The organism is Wenzhouxiangella indolica (assembly GCF_042310355.1).
GTDB lineage: Bacteria > Pseudomonadota > Gammaproteobacteria > Xanthomonadales > Wenzhouxiangellaceae > Wenzhouxiangella.
This window is the reverse complement of sequence record NZ_JBHJMR010000002.1, coordinates 43,484-69,928: the sequence shown is the minus strand read 5'-3', so window position 1 is coordinate 69,928 and position 26,445 is coordinate 43,484. Positions and strand designations below refer to the sequence as shown.

Sequence of the window (26,445 nt, the reverse complement as noted above, 5' to 3'; positions counted from 1 at the left end):
AGAGTTGCATGGCATGCTCTCAATCATCGGGTATGGAGTTCCTGCCTCAGTAAACAATCACCGAGTGAAGCGGAACCGTGACCCGCTGGGCGCCGTCGAGGAAACCCAGTTCGACCAGCACGGCAGCGCCAACCACATCCGCGCCGGTCTCGGCGAACAGCTCGCAGGTGGCCGCCATGGTGCCGCCGGTGGCCAGCACGTCGTCGATCACCAGCACCCGTTGCCCCTCACCCGCCGCGTCGGCGTGCATTTCCACGGCATCGCTGCCGTATTCCAGGTCGTACTGGCGCCGTAACGTGGCCCTGGGCAGCTTGCCGGGCTTTCTCACCGGGATGAAACCCGCGCCCAGGGCGCGGGCCACGCCGACGGCGAAGATGAACCCGCGCGACTCGATGCCGGCCACCAGGTCGATGCCCCTGCCGACGAAAGGCTCGTAGAGCCGGTCCACCGCCCAGGCCAGGCCCTTGGGGTCGGCCAGAAGGGGCGTAATGTCCTTGAAAACCACGCCCGGCTCGGGCCAGTCGGGTACGTCTCGGATCAGGTTGCGGTAGTCCATGGCCACCTCAGCGCTCGCGGGCGCCATGGTCGGCCAGGATGCTGGCGACCGCGCTGGTCAGCTTGCTGACATAGGGCAGGTGCAGGAACTCGTTCGGCCCGTGCGCGTTCGATTTCGGCCCCAGCACGCCGGTGATCAGGAATTGCGCTTCGGGGAAAGACTCGCCCAGCAGCGCCATGAAGGGGATCGAACCGCCCTCGCCCATGAACATCGCCGGCTTGCCGAACATCGCCTCCGACGCCTTCTGACAGGCCGACTCCAGCCAGGGTGCGAACTCCGGGGCGTTCCATCCGTCGGCCGGCGTTTCCGGCTCGAAACGAACCCGTGCACCGTAGGGCGGGTCGCGTTCGAGCAGGTCCTTCATGCAGCGCGTGGCCATCTCGGCGTCCAGGGTCGGCGGCAAACGCATGGACAGCTTGAGCGCCGTGCCCGGCCGCAGAACGTTACCCGCCTGCCCGAGCGCCGGCAGCCCGTCGGCGCCGGTTACCGCCAGGGCGGATCGCCAGTTGCGGTTGATCAGTCGATCCAGCGGCGTCTCGCCGACCGGCTCCGCTCCATCGACCCAGGGCAGCGAGACGTGGATGCCGTCGCCCAACTCATCGGCCACGGCCGCCAGCTGCCTGTGGCGCTGCTGGGGTATCTCGACGTTCAGCGCATCGGGCAGGATTCGCCCGGTCGTCTCGTCTTCAATACGCGACAAGAGCTGCCGGGCGATCCGGAAACTCGAGGGCACGATGCCCGAGGCCATGCCCGAGTGCACACCCTCGCTCAGGATATCGACGTGCAGCGTACCGGCGGCCATGCCGCGCAGCGAACTGGTGATCCACATCTGATCGTAGTTGCCGGCGCCGGAGTCGAGACAGACCACCAGGGAAGGCGAACCGATGCGATCGGCCAGGTGTTCGATATACGCCGGCAGGTCGTAGCTGCCGGACTCCTCGCAGGTTTCGATCAGCAGCACGCAGCGCGCGTGTGGCTCGCCCTGCTCCTGAACCGCGCGGATGGCGGCAATCGAGGAATAGACCGCGTAGCCGTCGTCCGCGCTGCCCCGACCGTAGAGCTTGCCGTCGCGGACCACCGGCTGCCAGGGTCCGAGCCCCTCCGACCAGCCGCTGGCTTCGGGCTGCTTGTCGAGGTGGCCGTAGAGGAAAACCGTGTCATCGACGCTGCCCGGAATGTCGATCAGCACAACCGGCGTGCGCCCCTCGAGACGGACCACTTCGATCTGCATGCCCTCGATGGGCTGCTGCTTGCACCACTTCACGGTGTGCTCAACGGCTTCGTCGATATAGCCGTTCGCCGCCCAGTCGGGATCGAAATCCGGCGACTTGGCCGGAATGCGGATGAACTCCGACAGGGCATCGACCATGTCGTCCCGCCAGAGCCTCTCGATGGTTTGCTTCGCCTGATCCAGTTGCATGCGCGTCATTCCCGTGTTGCGTGAATCGATCCATCCATTATGCCGTCGATCGGCCTTTCAGCGGCCGCCGTTGCCGCCATCAGCCGACCGCGGCCCCGGCGTCACGTGGCGCCGGAAAAAGTCCTCGAGCTTGCCGAAAGTATAGACCGCGTAATGCTCGGTGCCCGCCCACCAGTGCGGCGCGCGCGGCATGGCCACCAGGTCGAAGTCCTTGCCCAGCAGCATCAGTTTCTCGGTGAGCATCAGGGTGGTCTTGAACGGCACGATGTCGTCGTGCATGCCGTGGATGATCATCAGCGGGTCGGAGAGATCTTCGCCCAGGTCCATCAGGCTGCCTGTCTCGAAGATCTCCGGATGCGTGTCGGGCCGGCGCGTGAGGTGCTGGTCGTAGCCGGTGAAATGCTCGACATCCACCGCCGGCGCGCCCGCCACGCCGCCGGCGAACAGGCCCGGCTCGCGAAACAGCGCCGAGAGCACCATCAGGCCGCCGTAGCTGTTGCCCCAAAGGCCGATCCGTTCCGGATCGACGTGGTCGAGCGTCTTCAGGTAGTCGACGGTCGCGACCAGGTCACGCAGGTCGCCCCGCCCCCAGTCGCCCTGGAAGGCCTCGCGGAAATCCACGCCGTAGCCCACGCTGCCGCGCAGGTCGACCTGTACGTGGATGTATTCGCCGGTCAGTGCCAGGCGCTGTTGCAGGTTGGTCGTGGGCCGCTCGGCATCCCAGGCGTTGCGGACGGTGTTGGAGTAGATGTTGCCGATCAGCACCGGGTAGCGCTTGCCCGGTTCAATGTCGCGCGGCTCGACGATGCGTGCATGCAGGGTCATGCCCGCCTCCGGTCCCGGGAAGCTCACGTAGCGCGGTTTGATCCAGTCGTATTCCTGGAAATCGGGGTGCGGCGATTGCGTCACGCGGGCGAGCGCGCTGTCGGCCTCCGCCGGGCCGACGTAGAGTTCGGACGGTCGCTCGTCGCTGGAATGGACGCTGGCGACATGGCGCCCGTCGGGCGAGACCGACGGTTGGTGGACGCCGGCCCTTGAAGTGATGCGAACCGGCTCGGCGTCAGCCCCGTCGATCCGGAACAGCTGCCGTTCGTAGGGCGTGGGCGCAGCAGCAACGAAATACAGCGCCTCGCCGCGTGTTTCCACCAGGGCGGCCGAACGCGTGGCGGCCACGTCGAAATCGCCTTCTGTCAGGATGCGCGGCTCGCCACCTTCCGCGTCGACCTCGTAGAGACGATAGTGCTCGTGCTGGTCACCGATGAAGCGAACCCGGTCTCCGTCCGAAGCCCACACCGCCCGGAAAATCGGGTAAACCCGCTTCGGGCGCCTGTCGTGCCAGACCGTGCGCACCTTGCCCGACGCCGCGTCGGCAACATGGATCCAGCGCTCCTCGGCCACGTCGGCACCCTGGTGCACCAGCAGCTCGGAAGCGGTGGGCGACCAGGCGATTTCGTAGAAAATCCGGGATGTTGGATCGCCAAGCTCAAGCCACTTCAAGCTACCGTCCGAGGTGTCGTAGACGCCCACACGCTGGCGCTCGTCGCGATCGCCCGGATACGCGCGCCGAACTTCGTGCAGCAACGGTTCCTCACCGTGCAGCCAGGCCGGGATCGGCACCCGACGTACCTCGCTGCGATCGACGAACACGAAGGCCAGGTAGCGCCCGTTGGCTGACCAGGCATGGCTTCGAACATACGCATCCGGACCGGCAAAAGCGCCGACGGGGACACGAGCAATGCCGTCCTGACCCAGCTCGGTCACCTGGCTCGAGCTGCCGCGATCAATATCGTGCAACCACAAGTCATGGTCACGCACGAAAGCGATGCGTCCACCACCGGGAGAGAACACCGGCGAGTGCCCGCGGGCATTCTCGGGCAGCAGCGGCCTGGCCTCGCCGCCGCTGGCAGGCACTGCCCACAGCTCACCGCCATGCGCGTAGACCACCCGCTTCGAATCCGGCGTCCAGGCGATCCGGGCAACGCCGCCGGCGTGGCGTCTCGCGCTGCGCTCGAGCATGGCCTCGCGACCCTGGCCCGGCTCCGGCGGCGGCGTGTCCCGCGGCGCCAGCCGGGTGAGTCGACGCAATTCGTCGCCGTCGGCGTTGACCACCCAGACGTCGCGGAACGGCATCCCTTCGTCGTTCCAGACAAAGGCCAGGCGGGAACTGTCCGGCGCCCACACCGGCGAGGCGGGCGCCGTGCCCGTCAGGCTCGGCAGGGACACGATGCGCCCGAGCGAGGGCGCCTGCGCCTGTGCGGCGGACAGGGCCAGGGTGACCAGAACCAGGGCGATCGGGAAGCAAAGACGGGGCATGGGGCGATTTCCACAAGTGCGTTGAGCCGAAGGGCTCGGCGAACGGGCCACCGTATAATGCCCGCTCAGCCCGCACCCGACAAATCGCGATGAGAACCCTGCGACTCCTTCTCCCCCTCGTTCTGGCCACCCTGCCCCTCGCACCGGCGCTGGCCGCGGATTCCGGCATCGTCGTGGTGCGCCATGCTGAAAAGGCCGACGACGGGACGCGCGACCCCGGCTTGACGAGCGCCGGGCACGAACGCGCCCAAAAGCTGGCCGAGGCGCTCGATCAGGCCGACGTCGGCGGTCTGATCGCCTCGCAATACCAGCGCACGCAGCAGACCCTGGCCGTACTGGCAGCAAAGCGAAACCTGGAGGTGACGATCGTGCCGGCGGAGCCAGGGAGCGACATCGAGGAGCACATCCGGGCGCTTGTCTCGCAGGTCGAAGCGTCCCGGGCCGAGGGTTTGCTGGTGATTGCCGGGCATTCCAACACCGTGCCCCTGATCGTCGAGGCCCTGACGGGCAAGACCGTCGGCACGATCAGCGAGTCGGACTACGATCGCATGTACCTGCTGCTGCCGGACGACGCGGGCATGGACGTTATCTTCAGCCGCTACGGGGCGGCGGACGAAGCAGCCGCCGGATCGCCGGCAGAATGAGAAGTCGTTTCAGTCGTTGATGTGGCAGATCATCGAAATCCTGCCGCCACGCACATGGACTGCCACCGTCTTGCCTCGCAGGTAGAAGTCGTAGCGGATACCGACCGCCGCGCCGCGGCGGTTCTCCAGCTGCACCGTCCGGTCAGGTTCCTGCTGCAACACCTTGCGCTCGGAATCCCCCACCTTCAGCAGCTGATTGCCCAGCCGCGCCGAAGACAATTCGCAATTGGCTTGCGCGCCGGCGGCCAGAAACAGGCCCGCAATCAGAACCAGGATTCGCATGCTTACTCTCCTTGTGACCCGACAGCAATGCTGAACACTGCCTTCCTATCAGAGCCTAACAGCGAATCCTGAGCCGGGGCTGAACCGCACTTCTCTCGCGGCGGCCGGGCAGGACGCATCCATCAGGGCCGCCAGAAGTCAACACGGCGTTCCAGCTCGGCCACATCCTCGGCATACATCGCCTGAAGCGTGGCCCGCTGCTTGGCGGTCCACGGGTCGAAACGCGGGTAATCCTCGCTGACCGGATAGCGATCGCGAATCTGTCGAATCCGCATGCGCCCCGGATGCGACCCGGCATAAAGGTTCAGATGGGTCACGGCCTTGGTCGAGAAACCGGCCTTGGGCGTCCGGTCGAGCTCGCCGGGGTAGTGCTCGACGGCATCGCCGGCGTAGAAACGAACGATCGATTCGGCGTGGTCGCGGTAATCCTCGTAGCGCCAGACGTGGATGGGCACCCCGGGGAGCGAGCCCTGCAGATCGGCAATCACGTCGGTCCAGCGGCGCTTGGGCATCTCGGCTTCGAACGGCTCGAAGGGATGTCGCCACAGGCGCTCGCCCCAGGCCGAGGGCAGAAACGTATCGTAGCTGCGTATCGCCATGAACAGTTCCAGCTCGCAGTCGGCAAAGTAGCTCAGGGCGGCCGCCGGATCGCGGTACATACGTCGCACGTTGGACGAATTGCCCAGGATGTTCTCGTCGGAGAACAACCAGGTGCCGCGGTACCAGCGGTGCCACGGCAGAAAGGGCCGGCCCTTGCGCACGGGCGATGTCAGCAGGCGGCGCAGGCGCTTGAGCGGCACGTAGCGCGTCCCCGGCGCCAGTCGGCAGCGCGCCAGGGTCATCTGCAAGTGGGTGGTGGCGGTCTTGTGCGCGCCGATGTGAAAGCGGATCCGGGTCATGCGGGCTTATCGTCCGACCGGGTCGTCGCTCAGCGGTCCGATGAGGAGTCCTCCTGGCCGCGCTCGCGCCAGCGCAGCTGCGCCTTCCGGACCTCGGTCCTGACACGGCTGTGCATGCCGGACTTGCGGTAGCGTCCCTTGGCCTGGTGGCGGATTCTGTAGATGCCCGGCGCCTCGATGGCCACACCTTCGCTGCCCAGCAGCCAGCGGAACGCGCGATCCTCGCGCGCCTTGGCGAAACGATCCGTAGGCTGCTGGAACACGGCGATATCGCGGCAGTAACCGCAGGCCCGGGCGACATCACCGTGGGTGATCTGCATGGCGCCGACCGCGCGCGTGTAGTCCCGGCGCCTGAAACTGGCCGGATCGATATCGACCAGGCGAGGCTCGCGCGCGGCTTCGAGCACCGGATCACCAGGCTCGTACACCGGCGAGACCTGCTCGTGGGTCGGGTATACCAGGGCGTCGCGACGCCCCTGAAGCGCCCGGCCGACGGCGTCCAGGCAACCGTCGCGAAAAATCACGTCGCAGTCGTTGAACCAGACCCAGTCGGCCTCGCTGGCAAGCGCCGCGCGATTGCGGCCGATCGCGCGCCGGAATAGCTGAGTCGGTTCGAGCACCTGCCAGTTCCAGCGGACATTGGGCACATCCATGGCCCCGAACAGATCCAGCAGGGCCACGGTGTCGGCATCCTCGGCCGCGTGGAAGACCGTCATGGTTACCGCCACGTCCTCGGGCGGTTCGTTCACCAGCGAACTCAACTGGTAGGCCAGAAGATGCGCGTACCGCCAGCAATGGCTGACGATCTCGATGTGCAGTCTTCCGCTGCGCGCCGCACGGCTGGACTCCGGCGGCGGCGGCGACTGGAACCAGCGCGGCGGCAGCTTCAGGCTCACCGCCAGCCAGTTCAGCGCCAGGCGCAGTCGATACCCCAGCCCCCCCGCCGAGGCAACCTGGTCACGCATGCACGCACCCCGGTCGGGCACGGCAAGGGCGGGAAAGCTCGGAGCGCGGAGAAAGCATTGCGGTCAACATGATCGATCAGCGGCGAATAACCGACATAGACTAAGCGGCGAAGGCCGTCATGGCAAATCGCGCCCGAAATCTTCCCGCAGCCAGTGGCGAAGACGATCCAGTCCCGTCGATTCGTCGTTCGGCGGCGGCAGCAGGCCGGGAACGAAACCGCGCCGCTCGAACCCGGCCAGGAGCGCTGCATCGCCGCTGATGACGTGGACCGGCACACCCGCGCCGGCATCCCGCCCGGCGATCAGGCCGGTCGGCTGGTGATCGCCCAGCACCAGCAGCAGGGCGTCATCCGGCAGGCAGCGGGCCCACTCGAGCGTGACGGTCAGGGCGTATTCGACGCTGTCGAGGTAGGCCGCGCGCTGGGCGGCCGCGTCGAACATCAGCGCGAGGGTGTCGGTATCGCCACCGCGCCAACGCTCGTAGACGCGGCCCTGGTCGATCCGCGTCGGATCGGCCGTCGGCTCGATCACCGGCGTCCAGGGCCAGTGGCTGCTGATCAGGGCGAACTGCGCGTACACCGGCGCATCGATGCGCGGCCGAATGTGCCCGCCGAAGCGATGCAGCGTGAACTCGTCGGGCATCGTCACCCAGCCAAGGCGCGGCCCGCGGTAACCCAGGTCGTCGGCGGCGAAGATTCGGTCGAAGCCCAGCTGCCTGCCCTCGGGCCAGTCCCCGACAATGGCCGGCGCCAGCTTGAGGGTCCGATGCCCGGTGGCCCGGAAATCATCGGTCAGCAGGTCGATATCGCGGGCCAGCAGCGTTCGGTACCACAGCTGACTGTCGATCGGCAGCCCGCTCAACACGGTGGCGTGCGACAGCCAGGACTGACCGCCCCGGATGGGCGCCTCGAGCCGGCCGCTGACGGTATGCAGTCCCTGAGCTTCGAGCCGGCCGCGCCAGCGCTCGAGCAGCGGCTCGATCCGACCGGCGTAGCGAGCCTGGTCGAGCAGGCTCTCGCCGTAGGACTCGATGTAGACGACGTACACATCGCGCCCGGCCAGGCCCGGCAGGGCGCGCGCGGCGAAGGCCGGGTCGTCCTGCGCCTGCAGCAGACGCAAGCGCGCCCGCCGCGTCGCCTCCAGCTGACCGGCTTGCGCAACAGCCGTGTGCAGCAGCTGCGACGCCACGCCCGGGAGCATCGGCGACATTCCGACCAGCCCCAGGACCAGGGCAAGCGACGCGACCGCCATTGCGGCCCGCGGCCCGGCCACGGCACCCGCCCTGATCAGGCGCCATACCACCCAGGCAACAGCTGCGGCCGCCAGGGCGACCAGCAAGGATGCCAGTAGCGCTGCCCACAAACCGATACTGCCCTCGAGCAGGTGAAAGCCGGCGCCGAGCATCAGTGGGTCGACGAACACGTTCAGCGGCCGACCCAGGACCGACTGCACCAGGCCGTCGAAGGCGCCGGCAACCATGACGAACGCCAGCAGGAAGGTCAGCACCGGCCCCATCACCCGGGCGCAGCGGCCGGCGCAAAGCGCGAAAAGCGCCGGCAGCAGCCAGGCCTCCGGCGCGAGCCAGACGCTTCCCGGCGCGGCGTCGCGCCACCAGGCCGGCAGCACCAGCAGCGCATTGAGTACCAGCCCCACCGCCAGCAGGCGGGTGAGCCCGAACCACGACGACCCTTGCGGCATTTCCGACTTCACCGGCGATGGCGCACAATGTTCATCGACATGACCCAACACGATCTCCTATCCGGATACTACCCATGAGCCTTCGCTCGGCCATCGGACTCGCCCGCTCGCTTTGGATCTACCGGCGCCCGGGCCGGCTGCGGGGGCTACTTGCGCTCTACCGCCCCTTCGTGGAGCCGGGCGGCGTGGTTTTCGATATCGGCGCTCACCTGGGCGACCGTACACGCGCCTTCCGCCGTCTGGGCGCGCGCGTCGTGGCGCTCGAGCCCCAGCCGGCGCCGATGCGCTGGCTCAGGCGCTTCCACGGAAGCGACAACGGTGTCGTACTGCTCGATCAGGCCGCCGGCGCGCAAGCCGGCCACGCCCGCCTTGCACTGAGCGAGTCCCACCCGGCGGTGGCCTCGCTCTCGGCCGGCTGGCGCGCCCGGGTCACCCGCGAACACCAGGGCTTCGCCGCTGTGCGCTGGGAACATACTATCGAGGTCGCCGTGACCACGCTGGATGCGCTGATCGACGAGCACGGCCGGCCCGACTTCTGCAAGATCGATGTCGAGGGCCACGAAGCCGAGGTGCTTGCCGGCCTATCCGCCGCCCTGCCGGCATTGTCGATCGAATTCGTCGGCAGCGCGCTCGACCACGCGCAAGCCTGCCTCGACCGTCTGGCCGCGCTGGGAACCTACCGCTACAATGCCATAGCCGGCGAGGAACGCCGCTTCCTGTGGTCGCAATGGCAGCCCCCCGAGGCCGTTGCCGACTGGCTGGCCGCCGGCGCCGACGGCCTGGCATCCGGCGACCTGTACGCCGTCCACCAACCCGAGCCGAAGTGACTACCATGCCGAAGCAATGGGGGCATCTCACCAGCCACGAGATCGCGTCGCTGAGCAAAGACAAGCCGGTCGCGGCCGTCGTGCTGGGCGCGATCGAGCAGCACGGCCCGCACCTGCCGCTGGCCACCGACTGCATCATCGGCGAAGGCCTGCTCGCGGCCGCGGCGCAGCGACTCGACGACGACTTTCCCCTGCTCGCGCTGCCGACCCTGGCGGTCGGCACGAGCGACGAACACGCCGGCTTCGCCGGCACGCTCAGCCTCACACCCGGGCAAATGCAGGCACAAATCGCGGCCCTCGGCGACGGCCTGGCCCGCGCCGGAATCGAGCGACTGGTGATGGTCAATGCGCACGGCGGCAACATCGGATGGATGGATGCTGCCGCGCTCGATCTCAGGCGCCGGCTCGGGATGCTGGCGGTCAAGGCCAGCTACATGCGTTTCACCGCGCCGGGCGACCTGCTGGGTGCCGTGGAATTGCGCGACGGCCTGCACGGCGGCTTGGCCGAGACCGCGATGATGCGCCACCTGGCGCCTGAGTTAGTTCGAATGGACCAGGCCCGCAACATCCATAGCCGGCAGCCCCACGACGCCGCCCTGCCCCCTCAGGGAGAAGCGCCCTGGGCGTGGCTGGCCGAAGACCTGCACACGGCCGGCGTGGTCGGCGATGCGGCCTCGGCCACGGCGGCGCTGGGGGCGGAACTGATCGGGCACTATGCCGACCGACTGGCGGCGGTGATCTCGGCCTGCCGCGCCAAGCCCTGGCCGCCGGGTCAATAGAACCTTCGGGCTACTCGTCGAGGAAATCGTCGAGCAAGTGTCCGGAGCGGCTCGCCTTGGCCTTGAGATAGCGACGATTCTGCCGGGTCAGCCGGCCGTAGAGCCCGTCGCGGGCCGCCACCTCGATGCCGCCCTCGCGCAGCGCGTCCACCTTCGACGGGTTGTTGGTCAGCAGCTTGACGCTCCGAATCGACAGTGCCGTGAGCATGTCGACGGCCACGCGGTAGCGTCGGCTGTCTTCGCCGAAGCCGAGCATCCGGTCGGCATCGATGGTGTCGAGCCCTTCGTCCTGCAGCGCGTAGGCGCGCAGTTTGTTGGCCAGGCCGATGCCGCGTCCCTCCTGCGCCAGGTAGAGCAGCACGCCACCGCCCATCTGGGCGATTGTTCGCACCGCGTTCTGAAGCTGCTCGCCGCAGTCGCAGCGCAGGCTGCCGAACAGGTCGCCGGTCAGGCAGGCCGAATGCAGACGCGTGGGCACCGCTTCGGGCCAGACGCCCGACTCGCCGATCAGCACGGCCAGGTGTTCGCGCAGGCCGTCGGGTTCTCGGAAAAGCACGAATCGCGACTGCACCGACTCGCTCAGGGGCACGTCGGCTTCGCTGACGCGCTTGAGCATGCCCGCGCCGGAGTCGAAGCACTGTTCGGCCGAGCGCGCCGACACGCGAAGGATCGAACCATCGGCAATGGCACGCTCGACGGCCGCCTGGCGGCTGCCGTCGATGGTCGCCGTCAGGGCCGCCGGCACCAGCAGGGCCCGGCGCATCAAGGCGAGCGCGGCCCGCTCGGAGGCACTGGCCGGGCGCGGCTGCTCGAACAGGCGGGTTCTGGGGTCCTCGGCGGCGGCAGCCGCGCAGTAGAGCGCCTCGGCGCTCAAGCCCTCGGCCCTGCGCAGCGGCAGCGAAGCCGAATCGGTGTGCATCGGAAAGCCCATCGCGGCCATGCGATGGCGGGTGAGCGTCAGCGTTGGCGCACTGCCAGCTAGATCGAGCACGTCGGTCAGCCGGTCTTCGGTCAGAGACTCGATCGGATAGACCAGCACGCCGCGGTCCGCCCCGTCGGATTCGTCGTGGACAACGATCGGCAACCCCCGCCGAAGATCAAAGATCGCGCGCTCTACCTGGTGCATGGGCTTCTCACTGTTTGTGCCATTATGCCTTCCCATGAGCACAGAATCTAAGCGACGCGGGGCTCGATTGTGTGAACTGCCGCCCGCCGGAGGCGATGCTCGTCGGGAAGATGGGGACGGCGATGACATCTGGCAACTGCTGCTGAGGGCCCGGAATCAGGACTGGGGCGGGATCGATCGCTGGCCGACCACGCTTCGCGGCGGCGAGCTGACCCTGGAACGCTCGGGCCGCTGGCACAGCGAGGCCGCGCTCGACGAACACGCCCGTGCCACCCTCGATGCCCTGGCCCCCCTGGTTACCGAGCCGCGGATGGTCGTCGCCCAGCTCGGGCAAAGCCTGGACGGGCGAATCGCCACGCGCAGCGGCCATTCCCACTACATCAACGGCCCGGCCGCGCTGACCCATCTGCACCGCCTGCGCGCACTGGTCGATGCCGTGGTCATCGGCGCCGGCACCGCCATTGCCGACCAACCGCGGCTGACCGTGCGGCACGTTGACGGCAGCGACCCTGTGCGGGTAATAATCGACCCCGCCGGCCGCGTGCCCTGCAGCGGGCCGCTTTTCGATGCCGAGGACAATCCCGTGAGCGTGCTCCACCTGGTCGGCCCGGAGGCCCGGCCCGCCGCCGCGCCGGACCACGTCGAGCGCATCCGGCTGACACTCGCCAACGGCGGCTTCGCGCCCGCGGACCTGCTCGCAGCGCTGGAATCCCGCGGCCTGCGGCGCATCCTCATCGAGGGCGGCGCCGACACGATCTCGCGTTTCCTGCACGCCGGCGCACTAGACCGCCTGCAGCTGCTGATCGCCCCGCTGATCATCGGCTCGGGCCGCAACGGCATCGACCTGCCCGCCATCGATCGTCTCGACGAAGCCCGCCGTCCGCGCATCCGCAGTTTCCGGCTCGAGGACGAACTGCTGGTCGACGTCATCCTGCGCGAGCCTTCAGCCTGACTGCCGGCAAGTCGGCGCGCCCGGCGGGCGCCGGGCCAGCACGACCGCCCCCGGCAGCGCCGCGACCAGGTTGACCGCACCGTAGGTCATCGCCACCGCCACGCCCTGTTCGCCCGGCAGGCCCAGCGCCAGCCACACGGCTGCGGCGGCCGCCTCGCGGAAACCCCAGCCGGCCACCGAAAAGGGAATCAGCATGGCCAGCAGGATCGGCAGGCCGACGGCCAGCAGCACGGCAAAGTCGAGACCGACACCGATGCCGCGCGCGGCCAGGGCAAACACCAGCGCATAGCTGCACACCACCGCCAGCGAAGCCGCGAGCTGCCGCGGCCAGGCCGACGGCGCCAGCAGGGCCCGATGCAGGTCGGCGCGAAGATCGCGCCAGGCCTGGGGAAAGCGCCGCGTGGCACCGTAGACGACGACGGCCGACAGCCCGATTACTGCCACCGGCGCCAACCAGGCGCCGACACGCTCGGGCCGAAGAGCGACCAGCACCTCGCGCCAGGCCGGCATCAGCAACAGCACGCCGACGGTGCCCAGCGCGACGACGAGCTGGCCGGAGAAGCGCTCGATCAAGACCGCCCGCCAGGCCGGTCCGACCGCGCCGCTGTGGTGCGCGTGGCGATGCGCCCGCAGGGCGTCGCCCAGCATGCCGCCGGGCAGGACCTGGTTGACGAACATCGCCAGGTAGTAGTCGGCCAGCGCCCGCGTTCGAGACAGCGCCAGGCCCAGCCGGCCCGCGGTGAACCGCCAGCGCCAGGCCGACAACAACACCTGGACGACCGTGACCGCCAGGGCGGCTGCCAGCCAGCCCGGCGACAGGGCCGTGACCTGGGCCGCCACCCGCGCGGGATCGAGCCACCAAAAAAGTGCGGCGAGCACCGCCAGGCTGATCGCCCAGCGCAGCGTGGGACCCGGCCGGCGCTTTTCTCTCACGGCACCTCCGGCAGGGCCAGAACGTCGACATGCCCGACGCAAAGACCGATTCGTCCCGCCTCGAGCCCGGCCAGGCGACGATCGCGCCAGGCCGCCACCCGCGCCGACGATTCGGGCGACTGCTCTCGTGCGGCCTTCGCCCAGTCGTTGATCAGGGCCGCGGCCAATGGCCCGGTTTGAGGCTCACCCGCTGCCAGTCGCCAGTCGGCGCGCTCGGTGAAGACCCGCAAGCCGGCCGCAGTCAGCGCTTCGGGCAGCGCCGCTGCGGCGGCCGGCCCCAGCGCCCTGCCCAGTCCCTTGGCGCGAAGCTGGTGGGCATTGAACTGCCGGACCATCCAGCGATCTTCCTCATCGATCAGCGCCCGACCGTCGGCGTCCACGAAACCGCGCCGGCCGTCGACGGTGAGCGCAAACAGGGCCGCCGCGCCACGCTCGGCGATCTGAGCGATCCGGGCGGCCAGCTGCTCCAGCCACAACGCCGAGACCAGGTCGAACAGGGCCGAGGCGGTCACCAGGTCGACCCCCTCGAAAAGCTCGGGCGACAGTTCGGCGAGGTCCGCGCATCGGGTCGCGACCCGGATCGGGCGATCGTCGAGTGAAACCGGGGCGGCCAGGGCGTGTGCGCGATCGAGCAGTTGCGCGTCGTGGTCGAGCAGCAGCCAGTCCTGCGGCCCGGGCAGTCGGGGAGCCAGCCAGCGCAGGTTGCTGCCCGTGCCGGCGCCGAGGTCGAGGACGCGCAGCGGCACGCGGCTCCCAAGGCGCTCAGCCACTAGACCGGCGAGCTCGTCCGAGCGCGCGGCGTGGTCGGCCGCCTCGCGCAGCGCCAGCCAGTCGCCGTCGAATCGTGAATCCGCGTCCGGCATCATGCCGGCGCCTCCCGCAACGCCGCCGAGAACGCGCTTCCCGCCGCAGGCCAGTCGCGCAACCCATTGCGCCGGGCGACCGCCGCGCGCGTGAGGCGCTGGCGAAGCCCGCCATCATCGAACCAGCTCTGCAAGGCCGCACGAAATCCTTCGACATCACCCGGCGCGCACCGAAGGCAGCAGTCGGCGGGCGCGGTATCGGCCAGCGCGCCGCCGGTGGTCGTGATCATCGGAAGGCCGCGCGCCAGGGCTTCGGAAACAACCATGCCGTAACCCTCGTAATGCGAGGGCAGCAGGCACAGGCCCGCGCGGTGGTACTCGGCCGACAGGGCCCGTTCCCCGCACTCCCCGACGCATTCGATCCGCGCGCCCAGGCCGGCCCCGTCGATGGCACGGCCCACCCGCCCGGCGAACTCGGCGTCACGGCGCGTCGAGCCGACGAGCACGCAGTGCCAGTCGCGGTCGGCCAGCGCGGCCAGCGCCTGCACCAGCATGTCCTGGCCCTTGCGCGGCGTCAGGCTGGCCACGCAGAGCAGTGTTTCGCGCCCGCCGGGCTCGCGGCCGGCCAGCCGATCGGCGACCGGTCCGGCCAGTGAAGCCGGCTCGACGCCCGGCTCGACCACGGCGGGTCGACGTGCATCCAGACCCAGCTCGCCCAGGCGCCGCGCGGTGAACGGGCTGGTCACGATGACCCGGCGGCAGGTCGCTAGCGCGCGCGCCTCGCTCTCCAACAGCCGTTCGCGCAAAGCCGGGCTCAGCCCGGTTTCATCGGCCAGGGGATGGTGCACCAGGGCGGTAAGATCGAGGCGCCTCGCCTCTGCGGAGACCGCCTCGGGTGCGCCGCCGAGCGCCAACCCGTCGATGACCACGGCCTGGCCGTCCGCGGCGGCTGCCAGGGCCCTTCCCATGGCCCTTCGGGCCGTCTCGTCGGCATCGGGAAAACGCCCCTCGAGCCCAATCACCTCGACCGACCATCCCAGCGCGCGCAGCGCGTCGACGATGCGGGCATCGTAGAGATAGCCGCCGGTGCGCTGGCCCGGATCACCGGGCACGATGACCATCAGGCGATCGCTCAAATGTCGGCCTCGTAGCTGGCACGGGCCAGGTGGGACTCGCTGAGTTCGACTTTCAGACGCGTCAGGCCCGGCCCGGTCGGACCCAGGCGCCCCTCGGCGATGGCTGCCGCCAGGCGGTCGAAGACCACGCGGGCCATGAACTCCGTCGTGGTGTTGCGCCCCTTGAACTGTGCGAGCTCGTCGAGGTTTTCGAAATTGAACTCCGACAGGATCCCCCCGAGCACCTCGCCGGCCAGCCCGATATCGACGACCAGGTCGTCGTCGTCGAGCTCGGGCCGCATGAAGCTGGCGTCGACCACGTAGGTGGCGCCGTGCAACTTCTGTGCGGGACCGAAGATCTCGCCGCTGAAGCTGTGGGCGATCATGAAGTGATCGCGAACGGTCAGTGTGTACATCCTGGATTCCTCGGGCTTTGAACGTTTAGCGGGTCAGTCGTAGTCGATGCGGTGGCACAACACCTCGCCCGATCGGGTGAGCAATCTGGGCAGGTCGTCGGGTAGCGATTCGAAAGCGCTCGAACCCGAAACCAGGCAATCGAGCGCGGGATCGGTCAACAGCGCCAGCGCGGTTTCCAGGCGGCGCCGGTGATCCCAACGCGGCTGCCTGTCGGGCGGCAACTGGCCGACCTGGCTGGCAACCAGCGACAGTCGGCGCGAATGGAAAGCCTCGCCCAGGGGCACGGCCGGGTGATCGTCGCCGTACCAGCTCATCTCGACCACCCGCGCCTGGTTGCCGGCCAGGCCGAGCGCCGTTGCCAGCCCCGATTCACTGCCGCTTGCATGCACCACCAGGTCGCAGTCGCCGCGCGCCGCCTCCGGCATGGCGAAACCCACGCCCAGGGCCTCGGCCACTTTCGATCGGTCGGGCTGCAGGTCGATCAGGGTCACCTCGGTGCCGGGTATACGCCCGGCCAGCCACGCAACGAGGCAGCCGACCACGCCACCACCGACCACGGCAAGACGGTCGCCGGGACCGATTCGCGCATCCCAGGCGCCGTTGAGCGCGGTTTCCATGTTGGCGGCCAGCACTGCGCGAGTCGCCGGCAGCCCCTCGGGTAACGGCATCACGGCCTCGGCCGGCACGACAAAGCGATCCTGGTGCGGGTGCAGGCAGAAAACCTCGCGGCCGAGCAGCCGATCCGGCCCTTCCTCGACCAAGCCGACCGCGCAATAGCCGTACTTGACCGGGGCCGGGAAATCGCCCTGCTGGAACGGCGCGCGCATGCGACGGTATTCCGATGCCGGTACGCGGCCGTTGAAGACCAGCGCCTCGGTGCCGCGGCTGACGCCGGAGTGCAGCGTGCGCACGCGAACACAGCCGTCGGCCAGGACCGGCAGGGTCTCGCTAAGGATCTCGCCGCGGCCAGGGTCGACGGTCCAGAAGGCGCGTGCGGTTTCAGTCATGAGTAAGCGTCAGTACCTGCATGGCAACATCATCACGATACCGCAGTGAGGGCAATGTTGACGCCGGCAGCAGCTCGAATATGCGAGCATAATCAATCAGACTTCCCCAGCGAGGGCGAACGTCGATGCGTACACCGATCATCCTGACCGACCTGGCCGGCGGCGCCCTGGTCACCGCAGCGTTCACCTTCTTCCTTGCCGGCATCCCGGCCGCGACGACAAGCCTGCTTGCCGCCGCCCTGCTCGCCTACGCCCTGCTCTGGGCCATTCTCTTTCTGGCCACGACCGACAGGCTCCGCCTGGGCTGGGCCGATCGCGTGACTCTCGTGCGCGCGACGATCGTATGCGCACTGGCCGGCGCCCTGCTCGATCCGGGCCTGTATGTCGAGCGCGCCGGGTGGATCGTGGGCCTGACCCTGGCGGCCCTGGCGGCCGACGGCCTGGACGGCTGGGTGGCCCGGCGCCTGGCCGCGACCAGCGACTTCGGCGCGCGCTTCGACATGGAAACCGACGCCGCGCTGATCCTGGTGCTATGCGCCGGCCTGTGGCTGTCCGGTCAGGCGCCGGCCTGGGTGCTGGCGATCGGACTGATGCGCCCGGTCTTCGTCGCCGCAGGCCTGGCGTGGCCCTGGCTTTCGCAACCGCTTCCCGAGCGCTGGCGCCGCAAGCTCGTCTGCGTCGTCCAGGTCGGTGCGCTGCCGGTCGCCCTGCTTCCCTTCCTGCCCGATGCGCTGCGGTTGACCCTGCTGGCTGCTGCCCTGCTGGCGCTGGGCATCTCCTTCGCCATCGATATCCGGTGGCTGTACCGCAAACGCAAGACAACGGGACCATCCCCACGGAGGGCAACATGAACCTGCCATCGACGATTCATATCACCTTCGCCGCGCTGCTGGCCGGCCTGACCACCGCCGCCGTCGCCGAACCGGCGAGCTACGAGATCGACGAAGACCACTTCTCGATCGGCTTCATGGTCGACCACATCGGCTACGCCGACACCCTCGGCCAGTTCCTCGAGGCGGAAGGCCGATTCGTCTATGACGAGGCCGCGAACGAACTGAACGAAGGCGAGGTCATCGTCCGGGCCGATAGCGTGTTCACCAATCACGAGCGCCGTGACGATCATCTTCGCGGCGACGATTTCCTCAACGCGTCCACCCACGCAACCATCCGCTTCGAAGCGACCGAGTGGATTCCCGACGACGACAGTTCCGGCACGCTCGAGGGTGAACTGAGCTTGCTCGGCCAAACCCGTCCGGTGTCGCTGCAGGTCACGGTCAACAAGTCCGCACCTTATCCCTTCGGACATGGGCAGCACACGCTCGGCATCTCCGCGCGAACCACGATCGAGCGCAGCGAGTGGGGCATGAGCTACGGCGTCGAGGACGGTCTCGTCGGTGACGAAGTCGAACTGATCTTCGAGTTCGAGGCGATCCGGCAACAGGACTGAGGCGCGCGGCGCTGCGCGCGGCGCGAACTTATCGTCAGGCCCCTTCCGCTGGCCGATCGACACTCGCCGCGGCAACGACCCGGTTTCTGCCCTGCTCCTTGGCCCGGTACAGCGCCGCATCGGCTCGCCGCAGCACTGCTTCGAGGGATTCGCCCTGGCGTCCGGCCGCGTAACCGATACTGACCGTTGCGCGGATGACGCCGTCCGGCAGCTCGACCCCAAAGCGGGCGATCGCCCGGCGCAGACCTTCGGCTCGACGAAAAACCACCTGTTCGTCGCTGTCGGGCAACAGCACGAGGAATTCTTCGCCGCCCATCCGTCCAACGACCGCGTCGGGGCCGGCCTGTCGGTTCAGTTCGCCGGCCAGCCGTTCCAGCACGAAATCGCCGACTTCGTGTCCGTAGCGGTCGTTGATCGACTTGAAGTGGTCGATATCCAGGGCCATGACCTTGAACGTCGGCCGCTGACCGTAGTCATCGGCCCAGCCTTCGACAACCTCCATGATTCCCCGGCGATTGAGCAGGCCGGTCAACCAGTCACGGCGCGCCTGGTCGGCGTGCCGGCACGCCAACAGCGAATACTGCAAAGCCAGAAAGCCGACAGCCAGGGCAAGCATGAACAGCATGGAGCCGACACTGAACGTGACGCCGTGGTAGGCCGCAGGAATCCGGGCCGTCGTCGGTAACAGTTCCATCGCACTGCCGTATGACCAGACGAGCAAAGGCAGGTAGGCGCCGGTGATCCAGCGGAGCGCGCCGTAGATGCCGGCCATTTCCCGTCGCGGAGGTTTGGCCAGAACGGCAAACAGGGCGATCAGGAAGATCACCTGGCCCGAGGCGGTCGTGACGATCCGCCAGCGAGCGTTTGGATACCACCACTCCCACGCCAACAGGCTGACGACGGGAATACCGATGATCAACACGATCAACCACCAGCGCACCGGTCGATCGGCAAACCGCCAGAACCCGAACAGGATGCACGCGGAGCTGAGGCCGAAGCTCAGGTGGTTGGCGGCCGTCATCAGGCTGTCGAGCAGGCCGTGTTCGATGATGACGGTAAAGATCAACAGGCCCAGCCCATGCAGGGCAAGCCCCCATGCCCACCAGTGCGTGCCCGATCGCTGCTCCTGACGATTGCCCGTCCAGACCACCAACCCGGCCAGGGTCAACTGGATAATGGCCCGGGCCACGGCGAGCGTCGGGATATCGATACTGGGAAGGATCATTAAACGCATGCCGTCCGGAAGTGGCCCGATCATGCTCAAACCCGCAGTCGACTGCAAGCGGCCCGAGGTCGCTCGGGCATGCCGAACCGATGGTGATGTTCGTCGGTTCGACTGGTGCGACCAGATACGAAAAAGCCCCGCATCGCTGCGGGGCTTCCTCTAAAAATGGTGCCGGTGGACGGAGTCGAACCGCCGACCCACGCATTACGAATGCGTTGCTCTACCTACTGAGCTACACCGGCGCCGGCAAAGCGGGGGATTATACCGATTCTGGACCGCTCGTGCTACGGATCGGGCCGCCGGGATCGTCGCCGCGGCGACTCTGCCGGGACGCAACACTACCCGGTGTTCTGCAGCCCCTGGGCGATACCGTGGACGCTGTCGATCAGGGCCTGCTCGAGGGCCTCGTCCTTCGATCCGCCGGCACGCCAGCGCTCCAGCAGTTCGACCTGGGTGAAGCTCATCGGGTCGACGTAGGGATTGCGCAGCAGGATCGAGCGCTTGAGCGTGGGGTCCTGGTCGAGCAGCGCATCCTGACCCTTGACGCGGCAGATCATCTCCCGGGTGCGGGCAAATTCGGCCTCGATGGTCGGGAAGTAGCGCTCGCCCAGTTCGCCGGCCAGGCCGGCATAGTGGCGGCCGATGCCGATGTCGGCCTTGGCCATCGCCATTTCGGCATCCGAAAGGAGATTGGAGAAAAACAGCCACTCGCGCGCCATCTCCTCGACCTGCTCGAAACCGACTTCGTCGATCAGCTGCTGCAATCCGCTGCCCAGCCCGTACCAGCCCGGAAGGCCCTGGCGCGACTGGCCCCAGGCAAACACCCAGGGAATGGCGCGCAGGCCCGAAATGCCGGTTTTCTTCGCGCGCGAGGCCGGGCGCGAGCCGATACGCATGCGCTCGATCACGTCGATGGGCGTGGCCAGGCGGAAGTAGTCGCTGAACGTCTCATCGCCGTAGACCAGCTCGCGATAGGCCTGTCGCGACAGTTCGGCCAGGCGGGCCATGGCCCGGCGCCAGGGACCTTCCTCGCTATCCGGATCGCGCTCGAGGAAACCGGCCTGGATCACCGCACCCGTGGCCTGTTCCAGGTTGCGTACGGCGATCGTTCGCAGCCCGTATTTGCGGTGGATGACTTCACCCTGCTCGGTCATGCGCAATCGCCCGCCCACCGAGCCCACCGGGGCGGCCAGCACCGCGCGCGGGGTCTTGCCGCCGCCGCGGCCGACGGTACCGCCGCGGCCATGGAAGAAGGTGACCTTGACGCCGTGCCGGGCGAACAGCGCCATCAGCTTGCGCTGTGCGTCCTGCAGCGACCAGCGCGAGGCGACCATGCCGCCGTCCTTGTTGGAATCGGAGTAGCCGAGCATCACGGTCTGGCGGTTGTCGCGCCGCTCGAGCAGATTGCGCCACAAGTCCTGCTCGAGCAGGCCTTCCATCACGCCCTCGGCGGCGATCAGGTCGTCGACCGTCTCGAACAAGGGCACGATGTCGAGCCGGTAGCGATCGACGCCGGCTGCGCGCGCCACGAACCAAGCCGCCAGGATGTCATCGGCGTTGCGGCTCATCGAAATGATCAGGGTCTTGATGGCGCGGGCACCGAACTTCTCGTGGGCGCGGGCGGCGGCCGAAAGGAGTTTGCTCACCGGGTGGCTGGCGCCGGCTTTTCGTCCATCGGGAACGTCATCCCGCCCCAGAACCCCGGTCAGGTATCGGGTTCGCTCTTCAGGACCGCGCTCGGGCCAGTCGGGGTCGTCGATCAGTTCACCGACGGCCTCGTGCAGGTCGCCGGAATCGATGCGCAGGTCCAGCGCGGCGAGGTGGAAGCCGAAGATATCGACCCGGCGCATCAGCCGCTCGACCGGAAACAGGCCCGCGCGGCGCCCGCGGTTGGCCTTGAGGCTGTCGGCGATCAGTTCGAGGTCGCCGGCGAACTCGTCAACGTGCCCGTAGCCGCCCTCGCCGTCGCCCAGCGTGGCCTTCAGGCGCGCCTCCACCAGGTAGAGCAACTCGCGATACGGCATATCGGCATGCCGGGTCGGGACGGCCTCGGCTTCCTGCGGCAGCAGCTTGCGATACCCGGCGATGCGCTCGCGCACCTCGGCGCTGATGTCGGCACGCCCGTCGGTCTGGCTGAGCAGCCGATTGAGGCCGCGAATCTCCTTGAGATAGTTGCCAATGACCTGTCGTCGCTGTTCGGTCAGGGTCTCCAACACCGTCTCGTCGGTGACGTTGGGATTGCCGTCCATGTCGCCGCCCACCCAGGAGCCGAATTGCAGCACCGAGGGCAGATCACCCGGCCACAGGTCCACGCCCCAGGCGCGCGTGGCGGCCTCGGCCAGATTCTCGTGCAGCACGGGGGCGACGCTGTAGAGGACGTTGGCCAGGTAGTAGTGAGCGTGCTCGGCCTCGTCGGCCACGCTCGGGCGCGAGCGCGACTGCTCGGCCGTCTGCCAGGCAATCGTCTGCTCCATTCGCACGCGATCGACCAGCCGGTTGGCGGCATTCTTCGACAGGCCCGGGTCGAGCCGCTCGACCAGGTAGCGCGCCATGCGCTGCTCCTTTTCCAGGATCGAGCGCCGCGTCGCCTCGGTCGGATGGGCCGTGAACACCGGCTCGACCAAAAGGTCGCTCAGCCGGTCCCGGACAGCTTCCCAGCCGTGACCCGCGTCGGAAAGCCTTTCGAACACGTCGGCCAGGGAATCCGGCTGCACGCCCGCCCCGGCCGCCATGTACTCGCGCCGGCGCCGAATGCGGTGCACCTGCTCGGCCAGGTTGACCATCCTGAACCAGGCGGCGAACGCGCGCACGAACGCGCTGGCCTCGGCCGAATCGTCGACGCGGCACTGCTCGAGCAGGGTCTCTCCGTCGTCATCCCCCACGCGCCGGGCGATGCCCGCCGAACGGGCGGTCTCCACGCGCTCGAACAGTTCGTCGCCGCACTGTTCACGCAGCAGCTCGCCGATCATCGCCCCCAGTTCGCTGACGTCGTCGCGCAGGGGCTGATGCTCGGTCGGAAAGTCGATATCTTGGCGTTTCATCTGGGAGATCGGGATTCGGGGAAGACCCCTATGGTAAACAATGCCCGATGATCAGTCCCGCGCGTAGGCTCGCACCCGATCCACCTCGAGCCAGAACGGCCCGTCGATGCCGTCAACGATGTAGAACCCGATGCGCGCCACCGCCGAAGCGTCGAGTGACGGCACGTCGACCTGCCGTCCGAATACCGTCGCGCGCAAGTCCTCGAAGGGCACGCGCACCAGCTGCCACTCTTCCCCGGTCGGAAACGCTGCGCGGCGGGAAACCGTACGCCGGCCGTAGCCTTGGCCGTCATTGATCTCGAGCTCGAAAGTCCGGCCGTTGCCGCGAACCCGCAATTCGAGCCCATCGAAGCCCGATAGATCGACTTGGGCCGATGTGCGAACCGACGTAAAACCGCCGCCCCGGGTAACCAGTTCGCCATGAAAGCGCAGCGCGCCGTCGGCGATTTCCACATGGCCTTTGGAGCGACCTCCCATGACGCCGTCATTGACCACTTCCCAGTCCCCGGACCGGGCGTGTTCGAAATCGAGAAGTTGCATCGTATCGCTCCTGTCGGTATCGGCATCGGCAGCCGCGGCGGTGGCCAAGAGGATCGCGGTCGCCAGGACGGTCAGAAGCATCCGGTTTCTGTAGGGGGGCACGGGGATTGGCGCTCTCGGTACGGGCCAACACTCTAGCGCCCCAACCGTGAAGACCGCATGGCGCTTCTCGACAAGCCAGCCTTGCTCAGTCCGCCACGACCACCCGGTCTCGACCGGCCCGCTTGGCCCGATACATCGCAGCATCGGCGCGCTCGAGCAACTGCTCCAGCGCCTCTTCTTTTCTGGCTTGGGCGACGCCCAGGCTGACGGTCACGGATAAACCTTCGGCGCCGTCGAAAGACAGGCGGGCGACCTCGCCGCGAATTCGCTCCGCCAGCTGATGCGCTTCGGCCGCGCCGGTCTCGGGCACGAGCACGATAAATTCCTCTCCACCCCACCGGCCCACTGCGTCGACGCCGCGAACCGTATCGCCGAGATGCCGGCCGACAACCTTCAGAACCTCATCGCCCACAAGGTGACCATGCTGATCGTTGACGGCCTTGAAGGAGTCGATATCGAGCAGGATCAGGGACACAGTCAGCGGATAGCGTGCTGCCCTGGCGAGCAGGTGCTCAGCCTGTTCCTGGAACTTGCGCCGGTTCCACAGCCCCGTGAGAAAATCCTGCTCGGCCTGCTTGACGGGCGTGAGGTCACGCACCACGGCGTAGACGCCACCGATATTGCCGGACGCGTCGAAACTGGGCTGGTACTGGGCGAGGACCGTGCGGTTACCCGCACCCCTGTAGGGAACCTCGGCCTCGTAGCTCACCTCTTCGCCGCTCAAGGCGGCATCGAGATTAGGGCGGATGGTCTCGTAGGCCGCATCGCCGACGACCTCCCACATGAATTTGCCGCGGATATCGCTGGCCTCGAGGTCGAACCAGTCCTCGTATGCGGCGTTGACTTCCTGGTAGCGCCGTTCGCGATCGATATACGACACCAGGATGGGGATGGCATCGACCAGCATGATGCGGCGATTGACCTCGGACTCAAAGCTGGCGGCGTTGAACAGCGCCGCCGCCAGGATGCCCGAGGCGATCTCGAGCAATTGACGGTCATCGTTGGAAAAGGCCGCCGGCCGCGACGCGTAGACCTTGAGCACGCCGTAACAGCGCTGCTCGTGAAGCAGGGGCACGAGCATTCCGGAGACAAAGCCCACCTTGAGCGCCGCTTCCCTGTGTACTCGAGGGTCGTCACTGGTGTCATCGGTACGCAAGAACTCGCGCTCGAAGAAGCAGCGGCCCGAAAGGCTGCCTTCGACCGGAATGCGCATCCCGAGCGACCCCTCGGCTTTTCCGGCCACGGCCCGGTAGACCATCTCATCGCCTTCGGCTTCCTCGACCACGGCGGCATCCGCGCCGCTGATCTGGAATGCGGCCTCGACAATCTTCTGTCGAACCCGTTGCAGGTCGAGGCCGCCGGTAACGACCTCCCTTTGCAGCGCCACGACCCGTTCGAGGTCCTCCCGCCGCCGGCGCCGCTTGCGCCGCTCGGTCACGTCCTGCTGCACGGCCACGAAATATTGCACGTCGTCGTCGGACTCGACCGGATCGAGCGCCCAGCACATGAGAAACGGCTCGCCGTTGTTGCGGTAGAACCAGGACTCACCGGAGAACGATCGATTGGCCGAGATTGCCGAATCGATGGCCTCGACAACCGACGCATCCGTGCGCTCCCCCTGCAGGAACCCGGGTGCACGGCCGAGCACGTCATTGCGATCGAAGCCTGTCATCACTTCGAAGGCGCGGTTGACATAGACGATCGTGGGCGCCGACGCTGCCGCGCGGCCCTCGAAGATCGTGACGGCATCGTGCGAACGCTCCAACGCCTGTTCCAGCAATTTCGGGGAAATCCGCATTCGTCGCTCTGGCGCTGAAATATTCATGCCTCATGCAACATCTTAACTCGCGTCAGTCTGATTCAGCGAGTTTCCGGGCAACCGGCAAGATTCGTGCGTGAACCGCGGGTAGGAGCCGCTACCGTACGATCTCTCCAGAGCTTCCCCGGGTACGCCGGCTGAAGCGGATAATGACCAGGAATTTCCATGCGGCCGTTCCCCCAGAGCGAAGGCGACCATGACACAAGACAGGCTCCAGACACCCGCCCTGCTGATCGACAACCAGCGCTTTGCGCGAAACACCGCGCGCATGAACCGGCAGCTTGCCCGGCTCGGCGTCCCGCTGCGCCCGCACCTGAAAACCGTCAAGAACCCCGAACTCGCCCGGCGCATGATGGCCGGCCACGCCGGTGGCGCAACCGTGTCGACGCTGGCCGAGGCCGACTACTTCTTCGCCGACGGCATCGATGACCTGCTCTATGCGGTAGGCATCGCGCCGGGCAAACTCGCCGGTGCCGCGCGCCGGATTGCCGACGGCATGAAGCTGACCCTGATCCTCGACCATACCGACGCGGCCCGCGCCGTGGCCGACGCGGCATCACGCTACGACACCCAGTTCCAGGTGCTGCTGGAAGTCGACGCCGACGGGCACCGGGCCGGTTTCCAGCCCGATGACGCGGCACTGGTCGACAGCGCCCGCATCCTTGAAAGCGGCGGCGCGTTAGCGGCCGGCGTCATGGTGCACGCCGGCGGCTCCTACGCCTGCCGCGATCGCGACTGTCTGGTGCGCATGGCCAGGCAGGAACGCGATGCGGCCGTCGTCGCCGCCCAAACGCTGCGGGCAGCCGGCCTTGAAGCGCCGATCGTCAGCGTGGGGTCGACACCGACCGCGATGTTCGCCGAGAACCTCACCGGCGTCACCGAGGTCCGTGCCGGCGTCTACGCCTTCATGGACCTGGTCATGGCCGGGCTGGGCGTGTGCACGATCGACGACATCGCGATCTCCGTATTGACCGAGGTTATCGGACATCGCAAAACCCACGGCCAGGTCATCGTCGATGCCGGCTGGATGGCGCTCTCGCGCGACCGTGGCACCGCAGACCAGGCCGTCGACCGGGGATACGGGGTAGTTTGCGACGAATCCGGCCGGGTGCTAGAACCGGAACTGATCGTGCAGGCCACCAACCAGGAGCACGGCATCATCGCGCGCCGCAGTGGCGAACCGCTGGACCTCACGGACTTCCCGATTGGCCGACGCTTGCGCGTCCTGCCCAATCACGCCTGCGCCACCGCCGGGCAGTTCGAACACATGTGGTTGTTGCACTCGGATGATGAGCCGATTGAATGCCTGACCCGATGTCGAGGCTGGTGAAATGATGCGTATCGCCGCTCACTGATACCAGTAGTCAAGCTCTTTCGGCCGTCGCCAACAACATCCGATTCAGCTGCAAGCCGTCTGGCGGAGCAGTCCACGTCTAGTGGGCCATGCGGCTAATTAGGTAACACTCAGCCGTCGCACAAGCGTTGTGGGCAAGGCGCGCGAGCGCAGGACTGGCCATCGCCAATTCAAGCGAGCG

The 26,445-nt window shown here is 67.7% G+C and carries 24 protein-coding genes and 1 tRNA gene; 7 read left to right on the top strand and 18 right to left on the bottom strand.

The features are described 5' to 3' along the window. Positions 1 to 46 precede the first annotated feature (46 nt). The 3 genes from ACDC67_RS03600 to ACDC67_RS03590 are packed head-to-tail and all read right to left on the bottom strand — an operon-like array spanning position 47 to position 4,289. Positions 47 to 583 (bottom strand): adenine phosphoribosyltransferase, encoded by a 537-nt coding sequence (locus tag ACDC67_RS03600; protein ID WP_376690682.1) that lies wholly within the window; start codon positions 581 to 583, stop codon positions 47 to 49. Beyond that, positions 564 to 1,976 carry a M20 family metallopeptidase gene (locus tag ACDC67_RS03595; protein ID WP_376690680.1) on the bottom strand — a complete coding sequence of 471 codons (1,413 nt, stop codon included), beginning with the start codon at positions 1,974 to 1,976 and terminating at the stop codon, positions 564 to 566. Before ACDC67_RS03595 ends, ACDC67_RS03600 begins: the two co-directional genes overlap by 20 nt. A 57-nt stretch (positions 1,977 to 2,033) precedes the next feature. Further along, on the bottom strand, positions 2,034 to 4,289 hold the full coding sequence (locus tag ACDC67_RS03590; RefSeq protein WP_376690678.1) for a prolyl oligopeptidase family serine peptidase: 2,256 nt from the start codon (positions 4,287 to 4,289) through the stop codon (positions 2,034 to 2,036). Between the two features lie 89 nt (positions 4,290 to 4,378). On the opposite strand from ACDC67_RS03590, the gene ACDC67_RS03585 reads away from it, so the two are divergent. Beyond that, positions 4,379 to 4,933, top strand: coding sequence for a phosphoglycerate mutase family protein (locus ACDC67_RS03585; RefSeq protein WP_376690677.1), 555 nt, complete (start codon positions 4,379 to 4,381; stop codon positions 4,931 to 4,933). 9 nt (positions 4,934 to 4,942) lie between these two features. Here the strand turns inward: ACDC67_RS03585 and ACDC67_RS03580 are convergent, their stop codons facing one another. The 4 genes from ACDC67_RS03580 to ACDC67_RS03565 all read right to left on the bottom strand — a co-directional run bounded on the left by ACDC67_RS03580 (position 4,943) and on the right by ACDC67_RS03565 (position 8,777). Continuing rightward, the gene (locus ACDC67_RS03580) at positions 4,943 to 5,215 is read right to left on the bottom strand and encodes a hypothetical protein (protein WP_376690676.1); all 273 of its coding nucleotides are present in this window, start codon (positions 5,213 to 5,215) and stop codon (positions 4,943 to 4,945) included. Between the two features lie 122 nt (positions 5,216 to 5,337). Continuing rightward, a complete protein-coding gene (locus tag ACDC67_RS03575) occupies positions 5,338 to 6,114 on the bottom strand; it encodes a hypothetical protein (RefSeq protein ID WP_376690674.1) in 777 nt (258 codons plus the stop codon). Between the two features lie 29 nt (positions 6,115 to 6,143). Continuing rightward, complete coding sequence (locus tag ACDC67_RS03570) at positions 6,144 to 7,079, bottom strand: glycosyltransferase family 2 protein (RefSeq protein ID WP_376690672.1); 936 nt, start codon at positions 7,077 to 7,079, stop codon at positions 6,144 to 6,146. Between the two features lie 117 nt (positions 7,080 to 7,196). After that, on the bottom strand, positions 7,197 to 8,777 hold the full coding sequence (locus ACDC67_RS03565) for an alkaline phosphatase family protein (protein WP_376690670.1): 1,581 nt from the start codon (positions 8,775 to 8,777) through the stop codon (positions 7,197 to 7,199). A gap of 74 nt (positions 8,778 to 8,851) precedes the next feature. On the opposite strand from ACDC67_RS03565, the gene ACDC67_RS03560 reads away from it, so the two are divergent. After that, a complete protein-coding gene (locus ACDC67_RS03560; RefSeq protein WP_376690668.1) occupies positions 8,852 to 9,604 on the top strand; it encodes an FkbM family methyltransferase in 753 nt (250 codons plus the stop codon). Between the two features lie 5 nt (positions 9,605 to 9,609). After that, positions 9,610 to 10,383, top strand: a complete 774-nt coding sequence (locus ACDC67_RS03555; RefSeq protein WP_376690667.1) for a creatininase family protein — start codon at positions 9,610 to 9,612, stop codon at positions 10,381 to 10,383. A gap of 10 nt (positions 10,384 to 10,393) precedes the next feature. On the opposite strand, the gene ACDC67_RS03550 is transcribed toward ACDC67_RS03555, so the two are convergent. Further along, entirely contained in the window at positions 10,394 to 11,509 is a 1,116-nt protein-coding gene (locus ACDC67_RS03550) for a GTP cyclohydrolase II (protein ID WP_376690665.1), read from the bottom strand. Between the two features lie 34 nt (positions 11,510 to 11,543). On the opposite strand from ACDC67_RS03550, the gene ACDC67_RS03545 reads away from it, so the two are divergent. Then, entirely contained in the window at positions 11,544 to 12,461 is a 918-nt protein-coding gene (locus tag ACDC67_RS03545; protein ID WP_376690663.1) for a RibD family protein, read from the top strand. On the opposite strand, the gene ACDC67_RS03540 is transcribed toward ACDC67_RS03545, so the two are convergent. Genes ACDC67_RS03540 through ACDC67_RS03520 form a run of 5 tightly spaced genes read right to left on the bottom strand, consistent with a single transcriptional unit; the run spans position 12,453 to position 16,736 of the window. Further along, the gene (locus ACDC67_RS03540; RefSeq protein WP_376690662.1) at positions 12,453 to 13,394 is read right to left on the bottom strand and encodes a lysylphosphatidylglycerol synthase transmembrane domain-containing protein; all 942 of its coding nucleotides are present in this window, start codon (positions 13,392 to 13,394) and stop codon (positions 12,453 to 12,455) included. The two genes, ACDC67_RS03545 and ACDC67_RS03540, sit on opposite strands and share 9 nt — an antisense overlap. Beyond that, entirely contained in the window at positions 13,391 to 14,260 is an 870-nt protein-coding gene (locus tag ACDC67_RS03535; protein ID WP_376690660.1) for a class I SAM-dependent methyltransferase, read from the bottom strand. The genes ACDC67_RS03540 and ACDC67_RS03535 overlap by 4 nt, the downstream gene beginning before the upstream one ends. Beyond that, a complete protein-coding gene (locus ACDC67_RS03530) occupies positions 14,257 to 15,333 on the bottom strand; it encodes a glycosyltransferase family 4 protein (RefSeq protein WP_376690658.1) in 1,077 nt (358 codons plus the stop codon). The genes ACDC67_RS03535 and ACDC67_RS03530 overlap by 4 nt, the downstream gene beginning before the upstream one ends. Continuing rightward, positions 15,330 to 15,728, bottom strand: coding sequence for a 6-pyruvoyl trahydropterin synthase family protein (locus ACDC67_RS03525; protein ID WP_376690656.1), 399 nt, complete (start codon positions 15,726 to 15,728; stop codon positions 15,330 to 15,332). Before ACDC67_RS03525 ends, ACDC67_RS03530 begins: the two co-directional genes overlap by 4 nt. A gap of 33 nt (positions 15,729 to 15,761) precedes the next feature. Further along, positions 15,762 to 16,736: a zinc-dependent alcohol dehydrogenase gene (locus ACDC67_RS03520; protein WP_376690655.1), complete on the bottom strand. Its 975-nt coding sequence runs from the start codon at positions 16,734 to 16,736 to the stop codon at positions 15,762 to 15,764. Positions 16,737 to 16,861: 125 nt separating this feature from the next. Here ACDC67_RS03520 and ACDC67_RS03515 point away from each other — a divergent pair, with 125 nt between their 5' ends. Together ACDC67_RS03515 and ACDC67_RS03510 are read left to right on the top strand one after the other, a co-directional pair. Beyond that, positions 16,862 to 17,587: a CDP-alcohol phosphatidyltransferase family protein gene (locus ACDC67_RS03515; protein WP_376690653.1), complete on the top strand. Its 726-nt coding sequence runs from the start codon at positions 16,862 to 16,864 to the stop codon at positions 17,585 to 17,587. Further along, positions 17,584 to 18,183: a YceI family protein gene (locus ACDC67_RS03510; protein WP_376690651.1), complete on the top strand. Its 600-nt coding sequence runs from the start codon at positions 17,584 to 17,586 to the stop codon at positions 18,181 to 18,183. The genes ACDC67_RS03515 and ACDC67_RS03510 overlap by 4 nt, the downstream gene beginning before the upstream one ends. 34 nt (positions 18,184 to 18,217) lie before the next feature. On the opposite strand, the gene ACDC67_RS03505 is transcribed toward ACDC67_RS03510, so the two are convergent. From ACDC67_RS03505 to ACDC67_RS03485, 5 genes are all read right to left on the bottom strand, one after another. After that, a complete protein-coding gene (locus tag ACDC67_RS03505) occupies positions 18,218 to 19,408 on the bottom strand; it encodes a GGDEF domain-containing protein (protein WP_376690650.1) in 1,191 nt (396 codons plus the stop codon). Between the two features lie 166 nt (positions 19,409 to 19,574). Next, positions 19,575 to 19,650, bottom strand: a tRNA-Thr gene (locus ACDC67_RS03500). Positions 19,651 to 19,746: 96 nt separating this feature from the next. Continuing rightward, entirely contained in the window at positions 19,747 to 22,449 is a 2,703-nt protein-coding gene (ppc, locus tag ACDC67_RS03495; protein WP_376690649.1) for a phosphoenolpyruvate carboxylase, read from the bottom strand. A gap of 51 nt (positions 22,450 to 22,500) precedes the next feature. Continuing rightward, on the bottom strand, positions 22,501 to 23,070 hold the full coding sequence (locus tag ACDC67_RS03490) for a CIA30 family protein (protein ID WP_376690647.1): 570 nt from the start codon (positions 23,068 to 23,070) through the stop codon (positions 22,501 to 22,503). Between the two features lie 106 nt (positions 23,071 to 23,176). Then, entirely contained in the window at positions 23,177 to 24,889 is a 1,713-nt protein-coding gene (locus tag ACDC67_RS03485) for a diguanylate cyclase (RefSeq protein ID WP_376690645.1), read from the bottom strand. 217 nt (positions 24,890 to 25,106) lie between these two features. On the opposite strand from ACDC67_RS03485, the gene ACDC67_RS03480 reads away from it, so the two are divergent. Next, on the top strand, positions 25,107 to 26,240 hold the full coding sequence (locus tag ACDC67_RS03480) for an alanine racemase (protein WP_376690643.1): 1,134 nt from the start codon (positions 25,107 to 25,109) through the stop codon (positions 26,238 to 26,240). Positions 26,241 to 26,445: the final 205 nt, after the last annotated feature.